Genomic DNA, 23,446 nt, shown 5'->3' with positions numbered 1-23,446 from the left:
CTAAACAGATGCGTTCAGTTTCGGGGCAAGCTTGGCAAAAAGCAAGCGGTCAGTGCCGCGGCTCAGCCCCAGGTCGGGTGAAACCGGTTTGCCGGGCTCAACGTGAAGATCTCGCAGCCATCCGCCGTCACCCCCACCGCATGTTCAAACTGCGCGGAAAGCGACTTGTCGCGGGTGACTGCGGTCCAGTCATCGGCCAGCACCTTGGTTTCGGGCCGGCCAAGGTTCACCATCGGCTCGATGGTGAAGATCATCCCTTCTTCCAACACCGCGCCCGCACCCTTGCGGCCATAGTGCAGCACGTTCGGCGGGGCGTGGAACACCCGGCCCACACCGTGGCCGCAGAAATCGCGCACCACGCTCATGCGCTGCGCCTCGACATAGGCCTGAATCGCATGGCCGATGTCCCCGAAGGTATTGCCCGGTTTCACCTGCTCGATGCCGATCATCAGCGCATCATGCGTGACCTGAATGAGCCGCTCGGCCTTGCGTGACAGGTTCCCCGCCACATACATCCGCGAGGTGTCACCAAACCAGCCATCCAAAATCACCGTCACGTCGATGTTGAGAATGTCGCCGTCTTTCAGCACTTTCGGGCCCGGAATGCCGTGGCACACCACGTGGTTCACCGAAATGCACGAGGCGTGCTTGTAGCCCCGGTAACCGATTGTCGCCGAGGTCGCCCCCAGTTCTTCCACCCGGTTGCGCACAAAATCGTCGAGCGCGGCGGTGGTCACTCCGGGCTCGATCAGTGGCGCCACCTCGTCAAGGATGCGCGCGGCCAGATGGCCCGCCGCCTGCATGCCCTCGTATTCCGCCACGTCATAGATCCGGATACCATCCTTCGTCACGCGTCCCGCTGCGTCTGTCACTTTACATCTCCTGCACGAACCGCCCCTAGATAGTCACAATTGCGCCGCTTGGCCAGAGCCGGGCTTTTCCGCAGGGTCGCAGGGGCTTATACCGGGGCCAAGGAGGCCCGAATGCCCAATCCCACAGCAGCAATCCTGATCATCGGCGACGAGATCCTGACCGGGCGCACCCGGGAGGGCAACGCCCATCATCTGGCGGGCGAACTGGTCAAGGTCGGGATTGACCTGCGCCAGATCCGGGTGATTTCGGATGATCACGCCACCATCGTCGCCGCGGTGCGCGCGCTTTCGGCGGAGCATGACCATCTGTTCACCTCGGGCGGGATCGGGCCCACGCATGACGACATCACCGCGGATGCCGTGGCCGCAGCTTTCGGGCAGAGCATCTCCGTGCGCGAGGATGCGCGTGCCCTGCTTGCGGCGCATTATGCCGCCCGCGGGGTCGAATTTACCGAGGCGCGGCTCAGGATGGCGCGCATTCCTGAGGGCGCGGCGCTGATCGACAATCCGGTCTCCGGCGCGCCCGGTTTTTCGATCGGCACCTGTCATGTCATGGCCGGCGTGCCGAACATCTTTCAGGCGATGGTGGCGGGGCTTTTGCCGCGGCTGGCGGGGGGCGCGCCGCTCCTCAGCCGCACCTGGCAGCTGATGCTCGCCGAAGCCGCGATTGCCGATGATCTGCGCGCGCTCGCAAAGGCGCATCCCGCGGTCTCCCTCGGCTCTTATCCCTTCGTGACAGACGGCAATTACGGCACCAATCTGGTGGCGCGGTCCACCGATCCGGCGGCGCTGGAAGCCGCTTATGCCGCGCTGCAAGCCGCCTTCCCGGAGGGGCAATGACCGATTTCTTCGCGGTGATTGATGCCACATGGCCCGCAGCGGCGCAGCACCGCGCCGGGGGCTTTGTGGTGCGCGAGGGTTTGGGCGGCGGCGCGCGGGTGAGCTGCGCAAGCTTGGCCGGCCCGTTCGAGGCGGCCAATATCGCTGCCGCCGAAGCCGCGCACCACGCCCTTGGGCAAATGCCAAAATTCATGGTCCGACCGGAAGACCGGATGCTCGACGCCGCGCTCGACGCCCGCGGTTACGAGATGTTCGACCCGGTGGTGATCTATGCCGCGCCGCTGCAGCGGCTCTCCACCAATGTGCCCCCCGTCACCGCTTTCGCGCATTGGCCGCCGCTGGCCATCGTGCGCGAGGTCTGGGCCGAAACCGGCATCGGGGCAGAGCGTCAGGCCATACTGGAGCGGGTGACGGGGCCGAAGATCGCGATCCTCGGCCGCACGAGCGACCGCGCCGCCGGGGCCGCCTTCCTTGCGCTCCATGAAGGCACGGCGATGCTGCATGCGCTCACGGTTCTGCCGGCCTATCGCCGCACCGGGCTTGGCCGCGCGATCATGGCCGAGGCCGCGCGTTGGGCGATCGAGGCCGGGGCGGAAGAGCTTGCGCTCGTCGTCACCCGCGCCAATGCGCCCGCCAATGCGCTTTATCGCAGCCTCGGGCTCGACGCGGTGAGCGCCTACCATTACCGCCGAAAGGCTTGCGCATGAGGGCGGCGCGCGCGCTTCTGGCTGCGGGGCTCATCGGCCTTGCCCTGCCCGCTCTGGCCGCCCCTTTCAGCTTTGAGCCGCCACCGGGTGCCACCGTCTCGGCCGAGCGCGGCGCCCCGGCCAGTTCTTACGAGATCCGCATCGGGCCATGGAAGAATGGCGCCGCGCCAAGCCAGCATCTGGAGGGCAACCGCTCTGACACCGCGTGGCGGCTGCGCGCCAATCAAGATACCAGCCTGCAGATCTTTGCGGCCTTGCGCGCGCAGATCGAGGAGGCAGGCTTCGCCGTGGTTTTTGAATGCGAGACCGATGCCTGCGGCGGCTTTGACTTTCGCTATGCGCTCGACCTGCTGCCCGAGCCGGAAATGCATGTCGATCTGGGCGATTTCCGCTATCTCACCGCCCGGCGCGGGGACATATGGCTCGCCCTCACCGTGTCGCGCTCTTCCGAGTCGGGCTTCGTGCATCTGACACGGGTGGCGGTGCAACAGGTCACGCCGCCGCCGGCGGAACCGGGCCTAGCCGCCCCGCAACCCGCCCCGGCGCCCGGCGCCACCGGCATCGGCGCGCGGCTTGAAGCCAGCGGGGCCGTGGCGCTCGACGATCTGGTGTTCGAGAGTGGCGCCTCGGCGCTCGGCGAAGGGAGCTACGCCTCGCTGGCGGGGCTTGCCGATTACCTCGCCACCCATCCCGAGGCGCAGGTGGCGCTTGTCGGCCATACCGACAACGACGGGGCGCTGGCGGCCAATATCGCGCTCTCGAAAGCGCGCGCCGCGGCGGTGCGCGAGCGCCTGATCAGCCGCCACGGCGTTGCCCCCGCGCAAATCAGCGCCGAGGGCGCCGGCTGGATGGCCCCGCGGGCGAGCAACCTTACACCCGAGGGGCGCGAGAAAAACAGAAGGGTCGAAGCCGTGTTACTGGCTCCGACCCCAAGGTGACGGCGCAGACGGAGGGCGCCGCCAGAGGGAAACTTCGGGCCCGACAGGCCCTGTTCAATCGCCGGGCTCACCAGTTGTCTGGGCCCTTGTCGGCAAAGGTCTGCGCCAGAAAGTCGATGAAGGCGCGCACTTTGGGCTGCGTGAAGCGGCCCGGCGGATAAACGGCATAGATGCCGAGCGTTTCCATCGGCAACTCCGGCATCGCTTCCTCGACCAGCCCTTTCTCCATCGCCTCGGCATAGAGGAACGAGGGCAGATAGGCGATGCCGAGCCCGGCAATCGCGGCATGCAGAAGCGACTGGCCATCATTCACCGTGAGCCAGCCCGCCGAGCGCACCTGCCGCCGCTCGCCCGAAGGCGCGGTGATCTTCCAGACATTGCCGTTTGACTGATTCGAGTAATGCAGAAGCTTGTGCTCATTGAGGTCATCAATCTTCGCGGGCCGCCCGTAGCGCTCAAAATATTTGGGCGAGGCGATCATCCGTTTCGCCGTATCGGTCAGCTTGCGCGCGCGCAGGGTGCTGTCTTCCAGCTCGCCCACCCGGATCGCCATGTCAAAGCCTTCGGAAATCAGCTCCACATAACGGTTGTTGAGCACCATGTTCACGGTGATATCGGGGTAGGCCTGCAAAAAGTCGCCCAGAACCGGCGAAAGCAGGTTCACCCCGAAATCGGTCGCAACCGAAATGCGCAAGAGCCCCGAGGGCGCGACCTGCATTGAGGTGACAAGCGCATCCGCCTCGCCCGCGTCATTGAGCACGCGGCGCGCACGGTCATAGTAAGCCAGCCCGATCTCGGTGGGCGAGACGCGGCGCGTGGTGCGGTTGAGCAGCCGCGCCCCAAGTCGGGCCTCCAGCGCGGAGACATGCTTGGAGACAGCCGATTTGGAAATGCCCATCTTTTTCGCGGCATCGGTAAAGCCGCCCTGATCCACCACGGTGGCAAAAGCTTCCATCTCGGTCAGGCGGTCCATCTTTTACCCTTCGGCAGTGTTTCGCGTTCCCACAAGGTTTGGCCGCGAATTCGGGCGCAAATTGGACGCTGCAGGGACAATACCGGGGAAATCCCACCGAGGCGTTAAGAGCCGGAAACGATTGTTGCGCGGCGTTCCGATATGACGCGGCGTTGAGCGTGACAGCGCCGGACGCGCAAGGCAGGTTGGGGCCAGCCGAGGGAGGAATTCATGAGCCAGTATCCGCATCTGCTGTCGCCGCTCGATCTGGGGCATGTGACGCTGCCCAACCGTGTTCTGATGGGCTCGATGCATACCAACCTTGAGGAAACGGGCGACTGGAACCGGGTGGCGGAATTTTACGCCGAGCGGGCGCGCGGCGGCGTGGGCCTGATGGTGACGGGGGGCATGGCCCCCAACCGGGAGGGCGGCGTGTTTCCCGGCGCCGCCGGTCTCTTCACGCCGAAAGACATTGAGAATCATCGCCTTGTCACCTCCCGCGTGCAGGAGGCGGGCGGGCGGATCGCGATGCAGATCCTGCATGCCGGGCGCTATGCCTACGGGCCGGAATGCGTTTCCGCCTCGGCCGTGAAATCGCCCATTTCCCCCTTTGCGCCGAAAGAACTTGATGACGCCGGGATCGAAAAGCAGATCGCCGACATTGCCACGGCAGCGGCGCGCGCGCGTGAGGCGGGCTATGATGGCGTCGAGGTGATGGGCTCGGAGGGCTATTTCCTCAACCAGTTTCTCGTGCGCCATGTGAACCGCCGGACCGACGCCTGGGGCGGCAGCTATGAGAACCGCATGCGCCTGCCCGTGGAGGTGATGAAACGCGTGCGCGCCGCGGTGGGGGATGATTTCATCGTCATCTTTCGCATTTCGCTCATCGACCTCGTCCCCGAGGGCTCGACCTGGGACGAGGTGGTGCTGCTCGCCAAGGCGATCGAGGCGGCGGGGGCCTCGATGCTCAACACCGGCATCGGCTGGCATGAGGCGCGGGTGCCCACCATTGCCACCTCGGTGCCACGCGCGGCCTTTGCCTGGCTCACCGCGCGGCTGCGCCCCGAGGTGACGATCCCGGTGATCACCTCAAACCGGATCAACACCCCCGAGGTGGCCGAGACCATCCTCGAAGCCGGTCAGGCCGATATGGTGAGCCTTGCCCGCCCCTTTCTTGCCGACCCGGATTTTGTCGCCAAGGCGGCCAGCGGGCGCGCGGCAGAAATCGCCCCCTGCATCGGCTGCAATCAAGCCTGCCTTGACCACACCTTTTCAGGCAAGATTTCGTCCTGCCTCGTCAACCCGCGCGCGGGCCATGAGACGGAGCTGGTGCTCGCACCGGTTACAGACCCCAAGCGCATCGCGGTTGTGGGCGCGGGCCCTGCGGGGCTTGCCTGTGCCATCACGGCCGCCCAGCGCGGCCATGCGGTGAAGCTTTTCGAGAAAGGGGCAGAAATTGGCGGCCAGCTCTGCCTTGCGCGCACCATCCCGGGCAAGGAAGAATTCGTCGGCCTGACCAATTGGTTCGCGACCATGCTCGAGCAATCCGGCGTCAGCCTGCGGCTCAACACCGAGGCAACGGTGAGATCGCTTGGCGAGTTTGACGAGGTGGTGATTGCCACCGGCGTCACCCCCCGCAGCCCCGGCATCCCCGGCGAAGAGCTTGCGGTGAGCTATGCCGATCTCCTCTCCGGGCGCACCACGGCGGGGCCACGGGTGGCGGTGGTGGGCGCGGGCGGCATTGGCTTTGATGTCGCCGAATTCCTCACTGTCGAGGAAAGCCCGACCCTTCACCCCGAGGACTGGAGGCGCGAATGGGGCGTGGGCGATCCGGCGCAAACGCCGGGCGGGCTGGAGAAGCCTGACCCGAGCCCGCCGGCCCGCGCGGTCACGCTTTTGCAGCGCAAACCCGAAAAACCGGGCCGCAAGCTTGGCAAGACGACGGGCTGGATTCACCGTGCCGCACTCGCCGCCAAGGGCGTAAAGATGATCGGCGGGGTGAATTACGAGCGCATCACGCCCGAGGGTCTGCACATCACCTTTGGCCCCGGGCGCGAGTCCCCCACCCTGATCGAGGCGGATACGGTCGTGCTCTGCGCCGGACAGGAGAGCCAGCGCAGCCTGGCCGAAGCACTGAAGGCGCAGGGCATCGCGGCCCATGTGATCGGCGGCGCCGATGTCGCGGGCGAGCTTGATGCCAAGCGCGCCATTGATCAGGGCACGCGCCTCGCCGCCGCGCTCTGAGGGCCGCTCAGCAGGTTTTGTGCCAGACCCCCTTTCGTTTTCCGTGCGGAAGGCTAGGCTCTGGCCATGCTGTGGATCGACGACAGAGTGGCGATTGCCGATTGGGAGCTCTCCGAGAGCTTCACCCGCGCGCAGGGGCCGGGCGGGCAGAATGTGAACAAGGTCTCGACCGCGGTGGAGCTGCGTTTTGAGGCCGAGCGCAGCCCGCATCTTACGCCAGCAGTGAAAGCGCGGCTCAAACGCATCGCGGGGCGCAAATGGACGCTCGACGGCGCGATCGTGATCCGCGCCGAAGAGACCCGGTCCCAGACCCGCAACCGCGAGCTTGCCCGCGAGCGGCTGGCCGAGATGATCCGCGCGGCGCTGGTGGCCCCAAAGCGCCGCATCGCCACAAAGCCGACGCTGGGCAGCCAGCGCCGCCGCCTCGCCGCAAAATCGGTGCGCGGTGAGGTGAAAAGCCTGCGGGGCAAGGTGGGTGAAGATGAGTGAGCTTATGGCACGGCGCGCGGCACTTCTGGGGCCGAATGTGCCCACCTTTTACGACGATCCCGTGCAGATCGTCCGCGGCGAGGGCGTCTGGCTTTATGATGCCGAGGGGCGGCGCTACCTCGATTGTTACAACAACGTCGCACATCTGGGGCATTGTCACCCGCGCGTGGTCGCGGCCATCGCGCAGCAATCCGCGCGCCTCAACACCCACAGCCGCTACCTGCATGAAGGCATTCTCGACTATGGCGAGCGGCTGGTGGCAAAATTCGCCCATGGCCTCAGCCAGATGCTGATGACCTGCACGGGCTCCGAAGCGAATGATGTGGCGCTTCGCATGGCGCAGGCGGTGACGGGGAAAACGGGCTTGATCGCCACCGACAACACCTATCACGGCAACACAACGGCGGTGGCGCAGCTTTCCACCCGCCGCCCGCCGATCGGCGGCTATCCGCCCCATGTGCGCCGCGTGCCCGCGCCCGACAGCCTCGCGCCCCTGGGCGGTGCGCAAAAGGCGCAGGCTGCCGCTTTTGCCGCCAATGTGGCGCGCGCGATCGAAGAGCTGGAAGAGGCCGGTCACGGCTTTGCCGGGCTGATGCTCTGCCCGATCTTTGCCAATGAGGGAATGCCGGGGCTCGATCCGGGCTTTCTCGATGCCACCGTCGCGGTGGTGCACCGCGCGGGCGGGCTTGTGCTTTGCGACGAGGTGCAGCCCGGCTTTGGCCGCCTTGGCAGCCATTGGTGGGGGCATGAGCGGCTCGGCTTTGCCCCCGATGTCGTCACGCTTGGCAAGCCCATGGGCAATGGCCATCCGGTCGCCGCCGTGATCGCCCGGCCCGACATCATGGCCGCCTTCCGCAATGCCTTTGGCTATTTCAACACATTCGCGGGCAACCCCGTCTCCTGCGCCGCGGCAAGCGCCGTGCTCGATGTGATCGAAGAGGAAGGGCTGGTGGAGAACGCCCGCGACGTGGGCGCCTATGCGCTCGATCTGCTGAGCGCCCTCCGCCACCCGCTGATTGCCGACATCCGCGGCCTTGGCTTTTTCTTCGCCATCGAATTTGCCCGCGAAGGTGTGCCCGACGGCGCCTTTTGCGGCCGCGTGGTCGAGGCCGCCAAGGCGCGGGGCATCCTTCTGGGCCGGGTCGGGCGCGCGCAGCACATTCTCAAGATGCGCCCGCCAATGCCGTTCTCGCGCGAAAATGCCGCGATGCTGGCGGAAACGCTCGACCAGATCCTGCGGGAGATGCCCGCATGATGGACGACGCCCGCGCCTATGAACTCGCCACGCGCGCCCAGCGCGCCTGGCTCTGCCAGGGCGCCCCCCTGCAGCTGGTCTGGCGCTCCGAAAACATCGTGTTCGCCACGCTGCACGGCTCGGGCGCAAAGCTCGCGCTGCGGCTTCACCGCCCCGGCTATCAAAGCCCCGCCGCCATCGCCTGCGAACTGGCCTTTTGCGCCCGCCTCGCCGATGCGGGCGTGTCCGTCGTCGAGCCGCTCCCCGCCGCCTCGGGCGCCTGGATCGCGCAGGTGGGCGGGCTCACCGTCTCTTGCCTGCGCTGGATCTCGGGCCGCCCGATGGGCGAGGCGGGCGCGCCGCTTGCGGGCTCTGCAGTCTTGGAGCGCGCCGAGGACCTGGGCACCTTGCTCGCGCAGTTGCATAATGCCGCCGATGCGGGCGCCTGCCCCGCCCCGTTTGCGCGCGCGCCCTGGGATGGCGAGGCGCTCTTGGGCCCCGCGCCGCGGCTCGGCCCGTTCTGGGAAAACCCGACGCTTGCGCCCGAAGAGTCCCTGCTCTTGCAGCAGGCACGCGAAAAGGCCGCCTTTCTGGTGCCGCAAGCCACCGATTACGGGCCGATCCACGCCGATGTGCTGCGCTCGAACGTGATGGTCGAAAACGACCGGCTGCGGCTTCTCGATTTCGACGATTGCGGCCCCGGGTTCCGGCTTTACGAACTCGCCTCGGTGCTCATTCAGAGCTGGGGCGACCCGAACCTGCCCGAACAGGCCCGCCGCCTCGTGCGCGGCTACCGCGCCGCCCGCGCACTGCCCGACGACCAGCTTGCCCTTTTGCCCCTGTTCCTCGCATTGCGCGGTTTTGCCTCGGCGGGCTGGGTGGTCAGCCGCGCGCCACAAGATCACGCGCGGCAACGCGGCTATGCAGAACGCGCGGTTGCGCTTGCGCGGATGGTGCTGGAGGATGCAGCCCCTTGGAAGGATCTGCAATGATGGACATGCCTCATTTTCTCGGTACGCTGATGGGCAAACGCCCCGATGCCTTGCAGGTCGCGGCGCTGTGCCGCCGAAAGATCGAAGACGAGCTGGAGGTGCTTTTGGTGACCTCGCTCGACACCGGGCGCTGGATCGTTCCGAAAGGCTGGCCGATGCGGGGCAAGACCCTGGCCGAAGCCGCCCTGCGCGAGGCTTGGGAAGAGGCGGGCATCACCGGCACCGTGCATGCGGAAGCGGTGGGCAATTACGTTTACACCAAACACCGCAAGACCGGGCTCGACCAGCGCTGCGAGGTTTTGTGTTTTCTTGTCGATGTCGAGACGATGGAAGACAAGTTCCCCGAGGCCGGGCGCCGCAAACGGGTTTGGGTCAGCCCGAAAACCGCGGCCAAACGCGTGCAGGAAAAGGATCTGAAACTTCTTTTGCGCACGCTTTCGTGAACCGCCGTTGAACTGTGGGCGCAAACAGGCTAGTCCCCCGGCCCGTATGTAACAGAATCCCACCTGTTTTATGACAGCCGGGATGGTTCAGGGGAACAGCCGTGGCCACACCGCCCGTCAACCAGTGGAAAACCCTCGACAAAGACCTCAAGCGCTTCGGCCTGATCGAAGAAGCGGCCGGGTTTGTGGCGCGCCCGCTGGTGGCGCCGGGCCTTTCGCTCGCTTTCATCGTGCTTGCCGGGCTCGGCGCGGCCGTGCTGATGGGTGCGCAACCGGGCGCGCTGATCGTTGTCGCGGCGGCCGCGATTGGCGCCTATATGGCGCTCAACATCGGCGCGAACGATGTCGCCAACAACATGGGGCCCGCGGTGGGGGCGAATGCGCTCACCCTCGGCGGGGCTCTGGCGATTGCCGCGGTATTCGAGACGGCAGGCGCGCTGCTCGCCGGCGGCGACGTGGTCAAGACCGTCTCGACCGGCATTCTGGCTCCCGATGCCGTGCCCGATGCGGCGCATTTCGTCTGGGCGATGATGTCGGCCCTGCTCGCCTCCGCGCTCTGGCTGCACCTTGCCACCTGGATGGGCGCGCCGGTCTCCACCACCCATTCCATCGTTGGCGGTGTCGTCGGCGCGGGCATCATGGCGGCGGGCTTCAGTGCGGTGAACTGGGGCGCGATTGGCGCGATTGTCACAAGCTGGGTGATCTCGCCGCTGATGGGCGGCATCATCGCCGCCGCCTTCCTCGCGCTGATCAAGGCCAAGGTGATCTATGTCGAAGACAAGATCGCCGCCGCGCAGCGCTGGGTGCCGGGCTTCATCGGCCTGATGACCGGCGCCTTTGCGACCTACCTTGCGATCAAGGGGCTGAAAAAGGTCATCGATCTTTCGATGGGGGCGTCGATCCTGCTTGGCATCCTGCTCGGCCTCGCCGCCTGGGCGCTCGCCGTGCCGCTGGTGCGCCGCCAGTCGCGCGGCATGGAAAACCGCAAGAAATCGCTCAAGAAGCTCTTCACCCTGCCGCTTGTCGTTTCTGCCGCGCTCCTCTCCTTTGCGCATGGCGCGAATGATGTCGCCAATGCGGTCGGCCCGCTCGCGGCCATCGTGCATGCCGTCGAGGCGGGGGAACTCGCCGATCAGGTCACCGTACCGCTTTGGGTGATGGTGGTCGGCGCGCTCGGCATCTCGGTCGGGCTGATGCTGTTCGGGCCGCGGCTGATCCGGCTGGTGGGCTCTGAGATTACCAAGCTCAATGCCATGCGCGCCTATTGCGTGGCGCTTTCCGCCGCGATCACAGTGATCGTCGCCTCGTGGCTCGGGCTGCCGGTCTCCTCCACCCATATCGCGGTGGGCGGTGTCTTTGGCGTTGGCTTTTACCGCGAATGGCATGCAGAGCGGCGCGCACGGATGCTCGGGCTGCAAAAGGGCAAGCCCGTCGCCCCCGAAGAGCGCTCGCGCCGGCTCTTGGTGCGCCGTGCGCATATCACCACGGTCATCGCCGCCTGGGTGATCACCGTGCCGGCGTCGGCGGCGCTTTCAGCGGGGCTCTTCTGGGTGCTCAACACGCTTGAAGGCTGAGCGAAGGCTAAGATGATGCCTGAGGGCGAAAGCCCTCAGACCACCACCGGCATCGCCGCCTGCGCGCCCACTTCGAACACGCGGCGATAGCGCGCGATCTCTTCGGCCGGGCCGGTTGCCTTTTCGGGATTGTCGGAGAGCTTCACCGTTGGCCGTCCGTTCGCCGCGACGGCCTTGCACACGAGGCTGAAGGGCGCGAGCGCATCTTCGGCCACCAGATTGCGGAAATCGTTGGTGAGCAGCGTGCCCCACCCAAAGCTCACCTTCACCTGGCCGCGGAAATGGGCATGCAGATCCTCGATCTGCGCCACGTCGAGCCCGTCGGAGAAGATGATCAGCTTTTTGCGCGGATCTTCGCCGCGCGCCCGCCACCAGTCGATCGCCCTTTGCGCGCCCTCGAACGGGTTGCCGGAATCGATCCGCACCCCGGTCCAGGCGGCGAGCCAGTCGGGCGCATGGGCCAGAAAGCCGTTCGTGCCATAGGTATCGGGCAGGATGATGCGCAGGTTGCCCTCATGTTCTTCATGCCAGGCCTCAAGCACCTTGTAGGGCGCCTGCCGCAATTCGTGCTCGGTTTCGGCAAGCGCGGCAAAGACCATCGGCATCTCATGGGCATTGGTGCCCACCGCCTCAAGGTCGCGCCGCATCGCGATCAGGCAGTTCGAGGTGCCGGTGAAGGCCTCGCCGAGCCCCTCGACCATCGCCTGCACGCACCAGTCCTGCCACAGAAAACCGTGCCGCCGCCGGGTGCCGAAATCGGCGATCTTCAGCCCCTCGATCTTGCGCAGCCGTTCGATCTTTTCCCAGACGCGGGTCATTGCGCGGGCGTAAAGCACCTGCAGCTCGAACCGCTTCATCGCGCCCAGAACCGCGCGCGAGCGCAGCTCCATCAAGATCGCGAGCGCCGGGATCTCCCACATCATCACCTCGGGCCAGGCGCCCTCGAAGGTCAGTTCATATTGCCCGTCGCGCTTTTCGAGGTGATAGGGCGGAAGCTGGAAGGTCTCGAACCATTCCATGAAATCAGAGCGGAACATCTGCCGCTTGCCGTAAAAGGTGTTGCCCCTGAGCCAGGTGCTTTCGCCGCGGGTGAGCCGCAGCCCGCGCGCGTAATCAAGCTGCGCGCGCAGCTCCCCCTCGTCGATCAGATCGGCCAGCGGGATCGTTTTGGTGCGGTTGATCAGCGAAAACGTCACCTGCGTGTCGCGCGCATTGCGAAACACCGACTGGCACATCAAGAGCTTGTAAAAGTCGGTATCAAGCAGCGAGCGCACGATCGGGTCGATCCGCCAGCGGTGATTGTAGACTCGGGTGGCAATATCGACCATGTCAGGCGCTCAGCTCCACGCCCGCAGCCCGCATCGCCGCGCGCGCCGCCTCCAGCGAGCCGTCAAGGTCGATGGCGCGGCAGGCGCTTTCGATCACCCGCACCTCAAAGCCGAGCCGCGCCGCATCCAGCGCCGACCAGCCAACGCAAAAATCGAGCGCAAGGCCGACAAAGGTCAGCCGGGTGATGCCGCGCTCGCGCAGATAGCCCGCGAGCCCGGTGGCGGTGCTGCGGTCATTTTCGAAAAACGCGGAATAGCTGTCTATGCCGGGGCGGAACCCCTTGCGCAGGATCAGCTCTGCCCGTTCGACATCCAGCCCGGGATGGAAATCCGCCCCCTCAGAGCCCTGCACGCAATGGCTGGGCCAAAGCGTCTGCATCCCGTAGGGCATCGGCACCTGAGAGAAGGGCGCCGCGCCGGGATGATTGGCGGCGAAGGAGGAGTGGTTTTCCGGGTGCCAGTCCTGCGTCAGCACGCTGACCGGAAACTGCGCCATCAGCGCATTCACCTGCGGCAGGATCTCGTCTCCCCCGGCCACGGCAAGCGCACCGCCGGGGCAGAAGTCGTTCTGGATATCGATGACGATCAAGGCGTCTTGCGGCTCGGCCATGCGCTCCCCCGGAGTCTTTCATTCCGACTCAATGGGTAGGGCGCTGGCCCGGCGGGGTCAATCGCCTGTGACACCGCAGCGGCACGCCGTGGCGCGGCTGCCCTCAGAGCTTGCAGGTCTGCGTCAAATGGCTGCAGCCCTGGCTCGAGACCGTCGCCGTGGTCGGGAAGTCAAGCCGCGGAATATCGAAGCTCCAGCCCCCCGCCGCCGCAGCGGTAGCGGTCACGGTCGCCAGAACAAGACCGGAAATGAGGCGTTTCATGTCATTCTCCTTTTCTGAACCATTTGGTTCACATGACCTCATATAAACTTATCGGTTCATTTTACAAGAGCAAAATGAACTGGCTGGTTCACATATTTCGATTGTATGTTCGGGCCATGTCAATATTTTAGAACCATTCTAAACACGGACGCCCCATGCTCCCCGGAATAGCTTCTCGCCGTCGCTTCAAAGACCTCTCCGAACAGGAGATTCTCGCCCTCGCCATCTCCTCCGAAGAGGATGACGCGCGCATCTATCGGAGCTACGCAGAGCGGCTGCGCGCCGAATATCCGGGAACGGCGGCGGTCTTCGACGGGATGGCGGAAGAGGAAGACGGCCATCGTCGGCTTTTGATCGAGCGGCACCGCGCACGCTTTGGCGAGGTGATTCCGCTCATCCGCCGGGAGCATGTCTCGGGCTTTTTCAATCGCAAGCCGGTCTGGCTCGCCACCAACCTCTCGCTCGAAACGATCCGGGGCGAGGCCGAAGAGATGGAACGCGCCGCGGGGCGGTTCTACACTTTCGCCGCACAACGCACCGAAGATGCCACAACGCGCAAGCTTCTGGGCGATCTGGCCGCGGCCGAACGCGGCCACGAGACCCGCGCCGAGGAGCTGATGGCAGAGCATCTCGACGGCGAGACGCGCTCCGAGGAGGATCAGGCCGCGCATCGGCAATTCGTGCTGACATGGGTGCAGCCGGGGCTTGCCGGGCTGATGGATGGCTCGGTCTCCACGCTGGCGCCGATCTTTGCCACCGCCTTTGCAACGCAGAACACCCACACCACGCTGCTTGTCGGCCTTGCCGCCGCCACCGGTGCGGGCATCTCGATGGGCTTCACCGAGGCCGCGCATGATGATGGTGTGATCTCCGGCCGCGGCAGCCCGCTCAAGCGCGGCCTCGCCTCGGGCATCATGACAGCGGTGGGCGGGCTCGGCCACGCGCTCCCCTATCTGATCCCGGATTTCTGGACCGCAACGGTGATCGCCATGATCATCGTTTTCGTCGAGCTTTGGGCGATTGCCTGGATCCAGAACAAATATATGGAAACGCCGATTCTGCGCGCGGTGACTCAGGTGGTGATCGGCGGCGCGCTGGTCTTTGCCGCGGGCGCGTTGATCGGCGCGGGCTGAGTGCTGGCGCGGCGGCGCAGCCCGTGCTAGCGCTGAGGCATGTGGGAGATCTTTCTCAAGACGCTGCCCTTCTTCGGGCTGATCGCGCTTGGCTGGGGGGCCGGGCGGGCGCTGTTCTTTCCGCCCGAAGCCACCGCCTGGCTGACGAAGTTCGTCTTTTACTTCGCGCTCTCGGCGATGCTGTTTCGCTTCACCGCGACGCTGCCGCTTGAAGAGCTGTTCGACCCCGCCTTCTTCGCCGCCTATCTCGCCGGCTCAATCTTTGTGTGGGTCATCGGCTTTGCCGGTGCCAAGGCGCGCGCGCGCCCCTTGGCCGAGGCGGCGATGGAGGCCCATACCGCGATGACCGGCAACACCGGCTTTCTCGGCGTGCCGATGCTTGTGGTGCTTTTGGGGCCCAAAGCGGCGGGGCCGGTGCTGATGGTGCTTGCCGCCGACATGATCGTGTTTTCCACGCTGATCACGCTTCTTGTCACCTATGCCCGCCATGGCCGGGTGGCGCTGGCCCCGCTTGCGCTCGGGCTCGCAAAAAACCCGATGATCGTTTCGATGCTGGCCGGTCTCGCCTGGGCGCTGCTCCATCTCCCGATGCCCGGCCCGCTCGACGAATTCATGAAGATCCTTGGCGGGGCCGCCACGCCGGGCGCTCTGTTTGCCATTGGCGCCTCGCTTGCGGGCCGCAGTGCGGAAAAGGTTGGCCCCGCGCTCTGGCTTTCGGGCGCCAAGCTCTTTTTGCATCCCGCCGCGGTGGCGGTGGCCGCGCTCTTTATCTTCCCGGTCGAGCCCTTCGCGGCAGGCGTGATGATCGCAGCCGCGGCACTCCCCGTCGCGGGCAATGTCTATATTCTCGCCGCGCATTTTGGCGTGGCCCCACAACGGGTGTCGTCGGCGATCCTGTTCTCGACCGCCGCGAGCATCCTCACCATTCCCGCCGTCATCGCATGGGTGCATACATGACCAAGGCAGTCGTCTTCGACATCGGCAAGGTGCTGATCGAATGGAACCCGGACACGTTTTATGAGGCCCGGCTCGGGGCAGAACGCGCCCGCGCCTTTTTTGCCGAAAGCGGGATCGAGGCCGCGAATGAAGAGGTTGACCTTGGTGCGCCGTTTCATGCGCGGATCGCGGCACAGGCCGCGGCCTGCCCGCACTGGGCGGCAGAGATCATGCTCTGGCATGATGAATGGCTCACCATGGCCTCGCCCGGCATCCCCCATTCCGCGCGGCTCCTTGGCGCGCTGAAAGCCCGTGGCGTGCCGGTTTTTGCGCTCTCGAACTTCGGTGCCGAAACCTTCGAGATCGCTTGCAAGGCCTATCCCTACCTCACCACCTTCGACCGGCTCTTTGTCTCGGCGCATCGGCGCATGATGAAACCCGACCCGCGCTTTTATGCGCTGCTTGAGGAGGAAAGCGGGCTGTCGGGCGCTGATCTGCTGTTTGCCGATGACCGGCCCGAAAACATCGCGGCGGCATCCGCACGCGGCTGGAAAACCCATCTTTTCACCCAGCCTGAGGGCTGGGCGGAGCGTCTGGTGGCCGAGGGGTTGCTCAGCGCCAAAGAGGCAGCCTGAGGCCGCCCCAAAGCAAGGTCAGGCGCGCTTCGCCACGGCAACGCCGAGCAGTTCGAGCACTTTCGCCTCGATATGTTCGGCGTTCATCTTGGCGCTGGCATACATATCTTCGGGGCTGGCATGGTCGATGAACGTATCGGGCAGCACCATCGCGCGGAACTTGTAGCCGCGGTCGAACACGCCCTGCGCGCTCAGGAACTGCGCGACATGGGAGCCAAAACCGCCCACGGCCCCCTCTTCGATGCAGATCACCGCCTCATGCTCGGCCACGAGCCGCAAGATCAGCTCGGTATCGAGCGGCTTGGCAAAGCGGGCATCCGCCACAGTGGGCGCCATGCCGCGCGCGGCCAGGGCCTCGCGCGCCTTGAGCACCTCGGCCAGACGCGTGCCATAGGAGAGGATCGCGACCCGCGCGCCCTCGGCCACGATCCGGCCCTTGCCAATCTCAAGCGGTGTGCCGTGCTCGGGCATATCGACGCCCATGCCTTCGCCGCGCGGATAGCGGAAGGCAATCGGCCCTTCGTCATGCGCCGCCGCCGTGGCAACCATATGCACAAGCTCGGCCTCGTCGGCCGCCGCCATCACCACCATGCCCGGCAGGTTCGCCAGAAAGGCGATGTCATAGCTTCCGGCATGGGTTGCCCCATCGGCACCCACAAGACCCGCACGGTCGATGGCAAAACGCACCGGCAGCCGCTGGATCGCCACGTCATGCACGATCTGGTCATAGCCGCGCTGCAGGAAGGTGGAATAGATCGCGCAGAAAGGCTTCATCCCCCCGGCGGCCAGCCCCGCCGAAAAGGTCACGCCATGCTGCTCGGCAATGCCCACGTCAAAGCAGCGCCGCGGGAACCGGTCGGCAAAAAGGTTGAGCCCGGTGCCCTCGGGCATCGCCGCGGTCACGGCAACAATCTTTTCGTCGCGGCTTGCCTGATCAATCAGCGCCTCGGCAAAAACCTTGGTGTAGCTCGGCGCGTTCGACGGCGCCTTGACCTGCGCGCCGGTGAGCACATCAAAGCGCGCCGTGGCATGGCCGCGGTCGGGGCGGTTTTCGGCGGGGGCATAGCCCTTGCCCTTCTTTGTCACCGCATGGATCAGCACCGGCCCCGTCGCACGCGCCTTGAGCGTGCGCAAGAGCGGCAGAAGGGTCTCAAGGTCATGCCCGTCAACCGGGCCGACATAAGAGAAATTCAGCTCCTCAAACAGCGTGCCGCCCAGCGCCATGCCCTTGAGCATCTCTTTTGCGCGGCGCGCGCCCTCTTGCAGCGTTTCGGGCAGCAGGCTCACCGCGCCTTTCGCCATCGCCTTGAGGTCTTGCAAGGGCGCCTCGGCATAAAGCCGGGTGAGATAGCCCGAGAGCGCGCCCACGGGCGGCGCGATCGACATCTCATTGTCGTTGAGCACCACGAACATGCGCTTGCCAAGGTGGCCCGCGTGGTTGAGCGCCTCGAAGGCCATGCCGCCGGTGAGCGCGCCATCGCCGATGATCGCGATCGCATCCCCGCATTCCGAGCCCAGTTCGCGCGCCATGGTGAAGCCCGTCGCCGCCGAGATCGAGGTGGAGCTATGCCCCGCGCCAAAGGCGTCATAGGGGCTTTCGGAGCGCTTGGTGAAGCCCGAGAGCCCGCCCTTGGTGCGCAGCGTGCGGATCCGCTCCCGCCGCCCGGTGAGGATCTTGTGCGGGTAGCACTGGTGGCCTACATCCCAGATGATCTTGTCACGCGGGCAATCAAAGACGGCATGAAGCGCAACCGTCAGCTCGATCACCCCAAGCCCGGCGCCAAGATGCCCGCCGGTCACCGACACCGCCGAGATCGTCTCGGCGCGCAGCTCTTCGGCAAGGCGCTGCAACTCGCGGTCAGACAGGGCCTTCAGGTCGGAGGGCAGGCGGACACGGTCGAGAACGGGGGTGATTGGCGGCTGGCTCATCGGTCTTTCACTTGTCACGGGCGATCACGAAACGCGCGGCATCGCGCAGGGGTTCGGCGCCAGGCCCATAGGGCTCAAGCGCCGCGACAGCTTCGGCCACAAGCTCGGCGGCGCGCGCCTTGGCGCCCGCGAGGCCGAGATGCGAGACGAAGGTGGCCTTGCCCGCATCGGCATCCTTGCCCAGCCGCTTGCCCGCCGTTTCCTCGCTGCCTTCCACGTCCAAGATGTCGTCCGCAATCTGAAAGGCAAGGCCCAGCGCCTTGGCATAGGCCGCGAGCGGGGCGCGATCGGCGCCCGCCAGAATGGCGCCGGCCTGCGCGGCAAAAGAAATCAGCGCCCCGGTCTTGCCCGCCTGCAGCTTGATGATGTCGTCAAGCGAAAGCGGCGTGGCGGCGGTTTCGGCGGCGATGTCGAGCGCCTGCCCATAGACCATGCCTGCCGCGCCGGAGCCGACGGCGAGCGCTTTTACCAGCTCGATCCGGTGCGCGGCATCGCCCAGCACCGGCTCGGCGCAAAGCTCAAACGCGAGGGTCTGGAGCGCATCGCCCACCAGCACGGCGGTGGCTTCGTCCCATTTGCGGTGCACCGTCGGCAGGCCGCGGCGGAGGTCGTCATTGTCCATGCAGGGCATGTCGTCATGAACAAGGCTGTAGGCGTGCAACGCCTCGATGGCGAGCGCGGCAGGCATCGCCTGTGCGTCGGTCAGGCCATGGATTCGCGCGGATTCAAGCACGAGAAAGGCGCGCAACCGCTTGCCGCCCTGCGCCGCATAGGCCATCGCATCGCGCAGATCGCTTTGCGGAAACGCCGCAATTGCCGCCTGCATCGCGGCCTCGACCGCGTCTTGCACCTCTTTCAGACGTTCTTCGAACATCACAGACCTTCCACCGCTTGCGTGCCCACGGGCTGCCCGCCCTCGCCGAGCATGATCTTTTCAACCCGCTCCTCGGCCTCTTTGAGGAGTTTCGCGCAGCGCTCCTTGAGCTTTGCCCCGCGTTCGGAGAGCGCGATCGACTGATCCAGCGCCACCTCGCCACGTTCGAGCTGATTGACCACCTGTTCGAGCGCGGCCATCGCCTGTTCGAACGTCATCTTGGAAATATCGTCATCCGTCATCGGCCCCTCCACGTCCCTCTGGAGTGCCACGCCGCGCCCGGCAATTCCAGCCCCGGAAACGAAAAAGGGGCGCCGAAACGGCTCCCCGGTCGATAAGTCGCAAACGAAAAGGGCCGCGGGATTTACCTCGCAGCCCCCGAGATCTACGGAGATGGTCCGGTTAGGGTCTGGATCAGATCCTCCGTCCCAGCCAGGGATGAAACCCTTGGGGTTGCCCTCAGGCCTCGGCCCCCCTGACTGTCCCGACACCTCTCTCCAATATCACTCTAGACACTGGACCACCTCCTTTCAATGCGTTGCCGATAAGGAAAGGGTGGCACAGATCTGGTATATGGCAAGTAAATTTACGCAAGTTTTGGCGAGAACCGCCAGATAATTGCCCGAAACGGCGCCAGTGCAATGACCGCAAGCGCGATTTTTACGCTCCAATCGGCTGCCCCCAGCGAAATCCAGAGCGGCACGGCCGGACCGACGCCCAGAAGCGGCAAGACCTCATTTGCCCAGGCCACGTCATTGCCGGGTTCAAGGAAGGCAAGCTGGGCGGCGAACGCCGTGGTAAAGAAGATCATCGTGTCGAGCGAGGCCCCGACAAGGGTGGAAAAGAGCGGCGCCGTCCACCAGCCGCCTTTTGCGCGCAGCCGGTTGAAGATCGTCACATCGGTCAGTTGCGCGGCGAGGAAGGCAAGCCCCGAGGCGAGCGCAACGCGGAAGCTGACGAGCGGGCCAAATTCGCCCATGATCTGCGAGCCGATGAGCGAGCAGATCACGCCCACGACAAAACCGGAAACGACGACAAGCCGCGCCGCGCGGGCGCCTTGCAGCCGGTTCGTCAGATCGGTGACGAGGAAGGCGAGCGGATAGGTGAACGCCCCGAGCGTCAGCCACTGGCCATAGAGATATTGCACGAGGATGTTGGAGGCCACGACGATGGCGGCCATGGCAAGGATGCCGGGCAGGTAGCGCATTGGATCACCGTTTTTACATGGTAGCGGAGACATGGCCCGCCTCATGCGGACGGCGCGGCTTACGCCCGGCCCGCCCGCCGGTCAAGAAAAACCTCAACGACGCAAGGCATATTCAACGATTTCGGTGCGCTGGAGCGGGAAGAAATTGTCGTCCGAGATCATCGTGAGGCGGATCGCGCCGCTTTGGTCGCGCCAGACGGCGATCCCTTCAAGATTGTCATGCCGCCCGGGCGGGGTTTCCAAAAGCACCGCGCCCGCGCTGATCCGGTCGCCCCTGATCGTGAACACCCGCACCCGTGAGGCAAAGCCGAACAGGCCGCGAAAGTCGCGTTCCAGCAGGTAAAACCGCCCATCCGGGCCAAAATCGGCGCCAACCGGCTTCCAGCGCCCCTCGCGCGAAATCATGAAAGGCTGGGTCCAGACGCCCTCCTTGAACCGCCAGATCGGGGTTTGGCCGACATGGGTCACATCGCCCTCGGGGAGCGTGTAAAGCGCCCGGTCCGGCCCGATGGCCAAAGCTTCGAGCGCATCGTTCGGCGGGAGATGACGAAACGCCTCGTAGCGGGGCAGGCGCACGGCGGGGCCGCCATCAATCGGGTAAAAGACGATCCTTGAGAGGCGTTCGAACGAGACGAACACCCGCCCCTCCGGGGTCATCGCCAGACCCTCCGAATCGCCCGCATCACCACCGAGCCGCTTGCCCTCGCTGCTGTGGAGCGCGACCGGGCCGCTTGTTTGCACGCTGGCGATGCGGCCCGCGGCGTCGCGCAGGATACGCCCGCGCCACAGCGTTGCGCGGTCTGACAGAACAACCATGTCTTGCCCACGCGCATCCAGCTCGATCCCGGAAAAGCCGCCAAAGGCTTTGTCCGGGTTCCGCCAGACATAGCTTTGCACAAAAACCGTCGGGCCGTGGGCTTCTTGGCCGGTCGCGCTGCTCAGAAAGAGCGCGATCAGAGCAATGAGGCTCAGGGCGCGGAGAGGACGGTGCGACATTCGGCGGGCAGATCTGACATCACGTAGGTCTTGGCGTTCTTCGGTGCCGGGCCCGTTTGCTTGGGCCGTTTGGGCGGGTGGCGCAACTCTTCCAGGTACGTCGTCACCCACCAGTTCAGCGTCTCGTCACAGCCATCGCCGCCCTTGGAGAGCTGCGCGACGGTGGGCGTTTGCGTCTCGCAAAGCGGCGCACCGGGCGGGCATTTGAGCCGCACGTGGAAATGGGTGTTATGGCCATAGATCGGCCGGATCTTCTGCAGCCACGCCTTGTCGGAACGGGTCGCCTGATTGCACATCGCGATCTTGGCGGCCGCGGCCACAAAGACGCGGTCCACCCGCGGGTCGGAGGCGGCGGCCTTGAGCAGCGCCATATGCGCAGGCGTCCAGTTGCCGTTGATCCGGGTCTGATCCTCGGTGCGGATCGAGATCGACGAAATGCTCTCGCGCTGCGCGCGGCTGAGCCGCAGCGACGCGGGCGGCAACATCCAGACATCGGCATCAAGCCCGATCTGATGGCTTGCGTGCCCGCCCGTCATCGGGCCCCCGCGCGGCTGGCTGAGGTCGCCGATATAAAGCCCCCTCCAGCCCGGCAAGGTCGCCGCGTATCTTGAGAGATCTTCGAGAAACTGCACCAGTTGCGGCTGGCCCCAGTTGCGGTTGCGGCTGAGCCGCATCGCCTGCCAGGTGGGGCCCGTTTCCGGCAGCGCCACAAGCCCCGCCGCGCAGCCCCGCGCATAGGTGCCAACCGGCTGTGACGGCCCGGCCGTGGGGGAGGCCTTGGCACCAAACAGGCTGCGCGCGAGCGGCTCTGCCTGCGCCCCGCTTGTGGCAAGCATCACGATGAGGGCGGCGGTCAGCAGGCGGATCGGGGTCATCGGGGCTCCTTCCGGCTCGGGGCGGTCAGGGCGCATCGCCCTCGGTCTTCACCAAGGCTAGCAGCATCAGGCCCAGAACGAAAAGCACGATGATGGGAGTGATGCCAATCGCCTGATTGCCGCTGAGCCCGGTCACGAGCCCGATCGAGAGCGGGGCGATGAACGCGGTGGCCTTGCCGGTGAGCGCATAAAGGCCAAAGGCTTCGGTCATCTTTTCCGGGTCGGACTGGCGCACCATCATCGTGCGCGACGCCGATTGCAGCGCGCCGCCACCCGCGCCGATGAGCCCGCCGAGGATGTAGAAGGCAATATCGGGCAGGTTGCTTTCCGGCCCGACAGCGAGGCCAAACACGCTCTCGCGCGCCACGAACACAACCCCGATCGTTACCAGCGTCAGCATCACAAGGGTGAAAACGATCACCGCCTTCGGGCCAAAACGGTCATCCGCCTTGCCGCCGACCCAGGCGAAGGTGGCCCCGGTGATCGTGCCCAGAATGCCGAACAGGCCGATCTGGGTGATCGACCATTCGAGCACGCCCGCCGCATAGATGCCGCCGAAGATGAAGATGCCGTTGAGCGCATCGCGGTAGAACATCGAGGCCGCCAGATAGGCGAAGAGGCTCGGCTTTTGGGGCAGATGGGAGAGCGTCTCGCGCAATTCCGGCCAGGCCTCGCGCGAGGCGCGCAAGATCGGCACGGCGCCCGCATGGCGCGGCTCTCGCACCCAGAGGAAAAACGGGATCATGAAGACCGCATACCAGACCGCGGTGAGCGGGCCGACGATGCGCGTGTCTTCGCGGCTCTTCACATCGAGCCCGAACACCGGATCAAGCCCGATCAGGGTTTTGCCGGTGTCGGGGTTGGCCTGCAAAAGCGTGAGCATGATGATCAGCGCGATCATGCCGCCGATATAGCCAAAGGCCCAGCCCGAGCCCGAAACCTTGCCAAGCGTTTCCCGATCCGTGAGATCGGGCAGCATCGCATTGGTGAAAGAGGTGGCAAATTCCATGCCGATCATGCCGATGGCGAAGGAGGTCATCACCAGGATCAGGCTGAAATTGCCCGGCTCGGCAAACCACAGGCCCCAGGCGCCCGCCACATACATGAGCGAGAAGAGCCAGACAAACGGCATCCGCCGCCCGGTCTTGTCGGCAATGGCGCCAAGGAAGGGCGAGGCCAGCGCGATGATCAGCCCCGCCGCGCCGATGCCATAGCCCCAGACCTCCTGCGCGGCGGTGCCATCGCCCAAAAGCACCTTCATGAACGGGGCAAAGATGAAGGTGATGAGAAGGGTGTTATAGGGCTGGCTCGCCCAATCGAAAAACCACCATCCCCAGATGCGCTTTTTTTGCGTGATCATGCTGCCCCCTGCCGCC

24 protein-coding genes are annotated in these 23,446 nt (G+C 65.5%); 12 read left to right on the top strand and 12 right to left on the bottom strand.

All coding sequences use genetic code 11. The features are described 5' to 3' along the window. Positions 1–62: 62 nt before the first annotated feature. Positions 63–872 carry a type I methionyl aminopeptidase gene (gene map / locus ACFSM0_RS15910; RefSeq protein WP_377392681.1) on the bottom strand — a complete coding sequence of 270 codons (810 nt, stop codon included), beginning with the start codon at positions 870–872 and terminating at the stop codon, positions 63–65. A 111-nt stretch (positions 873–983) separates the two neighbouring features. Here map and ACFSM0_RS15905 point away from each other — a divergent pair, with 111 nt between their 5' ends. The 3 genes from ACFSM0_RS15905 to ACFSM0_RS15895 are packed head-to-tail and all read left to right on the top strand — an operon-like array spanning position 984 to position 3,357. Next, positions 984–1,712 carry a competence/damage-inducible protein A gene (locus ACFSM0_RS15905; protein WP_377392678.1) on the top strand — a complete coding sequence of 243 codons (729 nt, stop codon included), beginning with the start codon at positions 984–986 and terminating at the stop codon, positions 1,710–1,712. After that, on the top strand, positions 1,709–2,419 hold the full coding sequence (locus ACFSM0_RS15900) for a GNAT family N-acetyltransferase (protein WP_377392676.1): 711 nt from the start codon (positions 1,709–1,711) through the stop codon (positions 2,417–2,419). The genes ACFSM0_RS15905 and ACFSM0_RS15900 overlap by 4 nt, the downstream gene beginning before the upstream one ends. Then, entirely contained in the window at positions 2,416–3,357 is a 942-nt protein-coding gene (locus tag ACFSM0_RS15895) for an OmpA family protein (protein WP_377392674.1), read from the top strand. Before ACFSM0_RS15900 ends, ACFSM0_RS15895 begins: the two co-directional genes overlap by 4 nt. A 67-nt stretch (positions 3,358–3,424) precedes the next feature. Here the strand turns inward: ACFSM0_RS15895 and ACFSM0_RS15890 are convergent, their stop codons facing one another. Beyond that, complete coding sequence (locus ACFSM0_RS15890; RefSeq protein WP_377392672.1) at positions 3,425–4,330, bottom strand: LysR family transcriptional regulator; 906 nt, start codon at positions 4,328–4,330, stop codon at positions 3,425–3,427. Between the two features lie 210 nt (positions 4,331–4,540). Here ACFSM0_RS15890 and ACFSM0_RS15885 point away from each other — a divergent pair, with 210 nt between their 5' ends. The 6 genes from ACFSM0_RS15885 (at position 4,541) to ACFSM0_RS15860 (ending at position 11,285) form a co-directional block, all read left to right on the top strand. Next, positions 4,541–6,553 (top strand): oxidoreductase, encoded by a 2,013-nt coding sequence (locus tag ACFSM0_RS15885; protein ID WP_377392670.1) that lies wholly within the window; start codon positions 4,541–4,543, stop codon positions 6,551–6,553. 66 nt (positions 6,554–6,619) lie between these two features. After that, on the top strand, positions 6,620–7,042 hold the full coding sequence (gene arfB / locus ACFSM0_RS15880) for an alternative ribosome rescue aminoacyl-tRNA hydrolase ArfB (RefSeq protein WP_377392667.1): 423 nt from the start codon (positions 6,620–6,622) through the stop codon (positions 7,040–7,042). Beyond that, positions 7,035–8,297, top strand: coding sequence for an aspartate aminotransferase family protein (locus tag ACFSM0_RS15875; RefSeq protein WP_377392665.1), 1,263 nt, complete (start codon positions 7,035–7,037; stop codon positions 8,295–8,297). The genes arfB and ACFSM0_RS15875 overlap by 8 nt, the downstream gene beginning before the upstream one ends. After that, positions 8,294–9,268 (top strand): phosphotransferase enzyme family protein, encoded by a 975-nt coding sequence (locus ACFSM0_RS15870; RefSeq protein ID WP_377392662.1) that lies wholly within the window; start codon positions 8,294–8,296, stop codon positions 9,266–9,268. The genes ACFSM0_RS15875 and ACFSM0_RS15870 overlap by 4 nt, the downstream gene beginning before the upstream one ends. Beyond that, on the top strand, positions 9,265–9,711 hold the full coding sequence (locus ACFSM0_RS15865) for an NUDIX hydrolase (protein WP_377392660.1): 447 nt from the start codon (positions 9,265–9,267) through the stop codon (positions 9,709–9,711). Before ACFSM0_RS15870 ends, ACFSM0_RS15865 begins: the two co-directional genes overlap by 4 nt. A gap of 101 nt (positions 9,712–9,812) precedes the next feature. Next, the gene (locus ACFSM0_RS15860) at positions 9,813–11,285 is read left to right on the top strand and encodes an inorganic phosphate transporter (protein ID WP_377392657.1); all 1,473 of its coding nucleotides are present in this window, start codon (positions 9,813–9,815) and stop codon (positions 11,283–11,285) included. A 35-nt stretch (positions 11,286–11,320) separates the two neighbouring features. Here the strand turns inward: ACFSM0_RS15860 and pncB are convergent, their stop codons facing one another. The 3 genes from pncB to ACFSM0_RS15845 form a co-directional block, all read right to left on the bottom strand. After that, complete coding sequence (gene pncB, locus ACFSM0_RS15855) at positions 11,321–12,613, bottom strand: nicotinate phosphoribosyltransferase (protein WP_377392654.1); 1,293 nt, start codon at positions 12,611–12,613, stop codon at positions 11,321–11,323. Position 12,614: 1 nt separating this feature from the next. Then, the gene (pncA, locus tag ACFSM0_RS15850; RefSeq protein ID WP_377392651.1) at positions 12,615–13,223 is read right to left on the bottom strand and encodes a bifunctional nicotinamidase/pyrazinamidase; all 609 of its coding nucleotides are present in this window, start codon (positions 13,221–13,223) and stop codon (positions 12,615–12,617) included. Positions 13,224–13,326: 103 nt separating this feature from the next. Further along, positions 13,327–13,485 (bottom strand): hypothetical protein, encoded by a 159-nt coding sequence (locus ACFSM0_RS15845; RefSeq protein WP_377392648.1) that lies wholly within the window; start codon positions 13,483–13,485, stop codon positions 13,327–13,329. Positions 13,486–13,640: 155 nt separating this feature from the next. Here ACFSM0_RS15845 and mbfA point away from each other — a divergent pair, with 155 nt between their 5' ends. The 3 genes from mbfA to ACFSM0_RS15830 are packed head-to-tail and all read left to right on the top strand — an operon-like array spanning position 13,641 to position 16,189. After that, positions 13,641–14,618 carry an iron exporter MbfA gene (mbfA, locus tag ACFSM0_RS15840; RefSeq protein WP_377392645.1) on the top strand — a complete coding sequence of 326 codons (978 nt, stop codon included), beginning with the start codon at positions 13,641–13,643 and terminating at the stop codon, positions 14,616–14,618. Between the two features lie 39 nt (positions 14,619–14,657). Then, a complete protein-coding gene (locus tag ACFSM0_RS15835) occupies positions 14,658–15,575 on the top strand; it encodes an AEC family transporter (RefSeq protein WP_377392642.1) in 918 nt (305 codons plus the stop codon). Next, entirely contained in the window at positions 15,572–16,189 is a 618-nt protein-coding gene (locus ACFSM0_RS15830; protein ID WP_377392640.1) for an HAD family hydrolase, read from the top strand. Before ACFSM0_RS15835 ends, ACFSM0_RS15830 begins: the two co-directional genes overlap by 4 nt. An 18-nt stretch (positions 16,190–16,207) precedes the next feature. On the opposite strand, the gene dxs is transcribed toward ACFSM0_RS15830, so the two are convergent. From dxs to ACFSM0_RS15795, 7 genes are all read right to left on the bottom strand, one after another. Then, positions 16,208–18,118: a 1-deoxy-D-xylulose-5-phosphate synthase gene (gene dxs, locus ACFSM0_RS15825; protein WP_377392638.1), complete on the bottom strand. Its 1,911-nt coding sequence runs from the start codon at positions 18,116–18,118 to the stop codon at positions 16,208–16,210. A gap of 7 nt (positions 18,119–18,125) precedes the next feature. Then, positions 18,126–18,992 carry a polyprenyl synthetase family protein gene (locus tag ACFSM0_RS15820; protein WP_377392636.1) on the bottom strand — a complete coding sequence of 289 codons (867 nt, stop codon included), beginning with the start codon at positions 18,990–18,992 and terminating at the stop codon, positions 18,126–18,128. Next, on the bottom strand, positions 18,992–19,234 hold the full coding sequence (locus ACFSM0_RS15815; RefSeq protein WP_097070726.1) for an exodeoxyribonuclease VII small subunit: 243 nt from the start codon (positions 19,232–19,234) through the stop codon (positions 18,992–18,994). The genes ACFSM0_RS15820 and ACFSM0_RS15815 overlap by 1 nt, the downstream gene beginning before the upstream one ends. Before the next feature lie 344 nt (positions 19,235–19,578). Beyond that, complete coding sequence (locus ACFSM0_RS15810; RefSeq protein ID WP_377392632.1) at positions 19,579–20,199, bottom strand: queuosine precursor transporter; 621 nt, start codon at positions 20,197–20,199, stop codon at positions 19,579–19,581. A 93-nt stretch (positions 20,200–20,292) separates the two neighbouring features. Continuing rightward, positions 20,293–21,195 (bottom strand): esterase-like activity of phytase family protein, encoded by a 903-nt coding sequence (locus ACFSM0_RS15805; protein ID WP_377392629.1) that lies wholly within the window; start codon positions 21,193–21,195, stop codon positions 20,293–20,295. Then, positions 21,168–22,070 (bottom strand): penicillin-insensitive murein endopeptidase, encoded by a 903-nt coding sequence (gene mepA, locus ACFSM0_RS15800; protein ID WP_377392626.1) that lies wholly within the window; start codon positions 22,068–22,070, stop codon positions 21,168–21,170. Before mepA ends, ACFSM0_RS15805 begins: the two co-directional genes overlap by 28 nt. 25 nt (positions 22,071–22,095) lie before the next feature. Then, the gene (locus tag ACFSM0_RS15795) at positions 22,096–23,430 is read right to left on the bottom strand and encodes an MFS transporter (RefSeq protein ID WP_377392623.1); all 1,335 of its coding nucleotides are present in this window, start codon (positions 23,428–23,430) and stop codon (positions 22,096–22,098) included. Between the last annotated feature and the right edge of the window lie 16 nt (positions 23,431–23,446).

This window comes from Rhodobacter lacus, from assembly GCF_042683065.1.
In the GTDB taxonomy this organism is placed as follows: domain Bacteria; phylum Pseudomonadota; class Alphaproteobacteria; order Rhodobacterales; family Rhodobacteraceae; genus Rhodobacter; species Rhodobacter lacus.
Note: the sequence above shows the minus strand (reverse complement) of the source record. Positions and strands in the feature narration are given on the sequence as shown.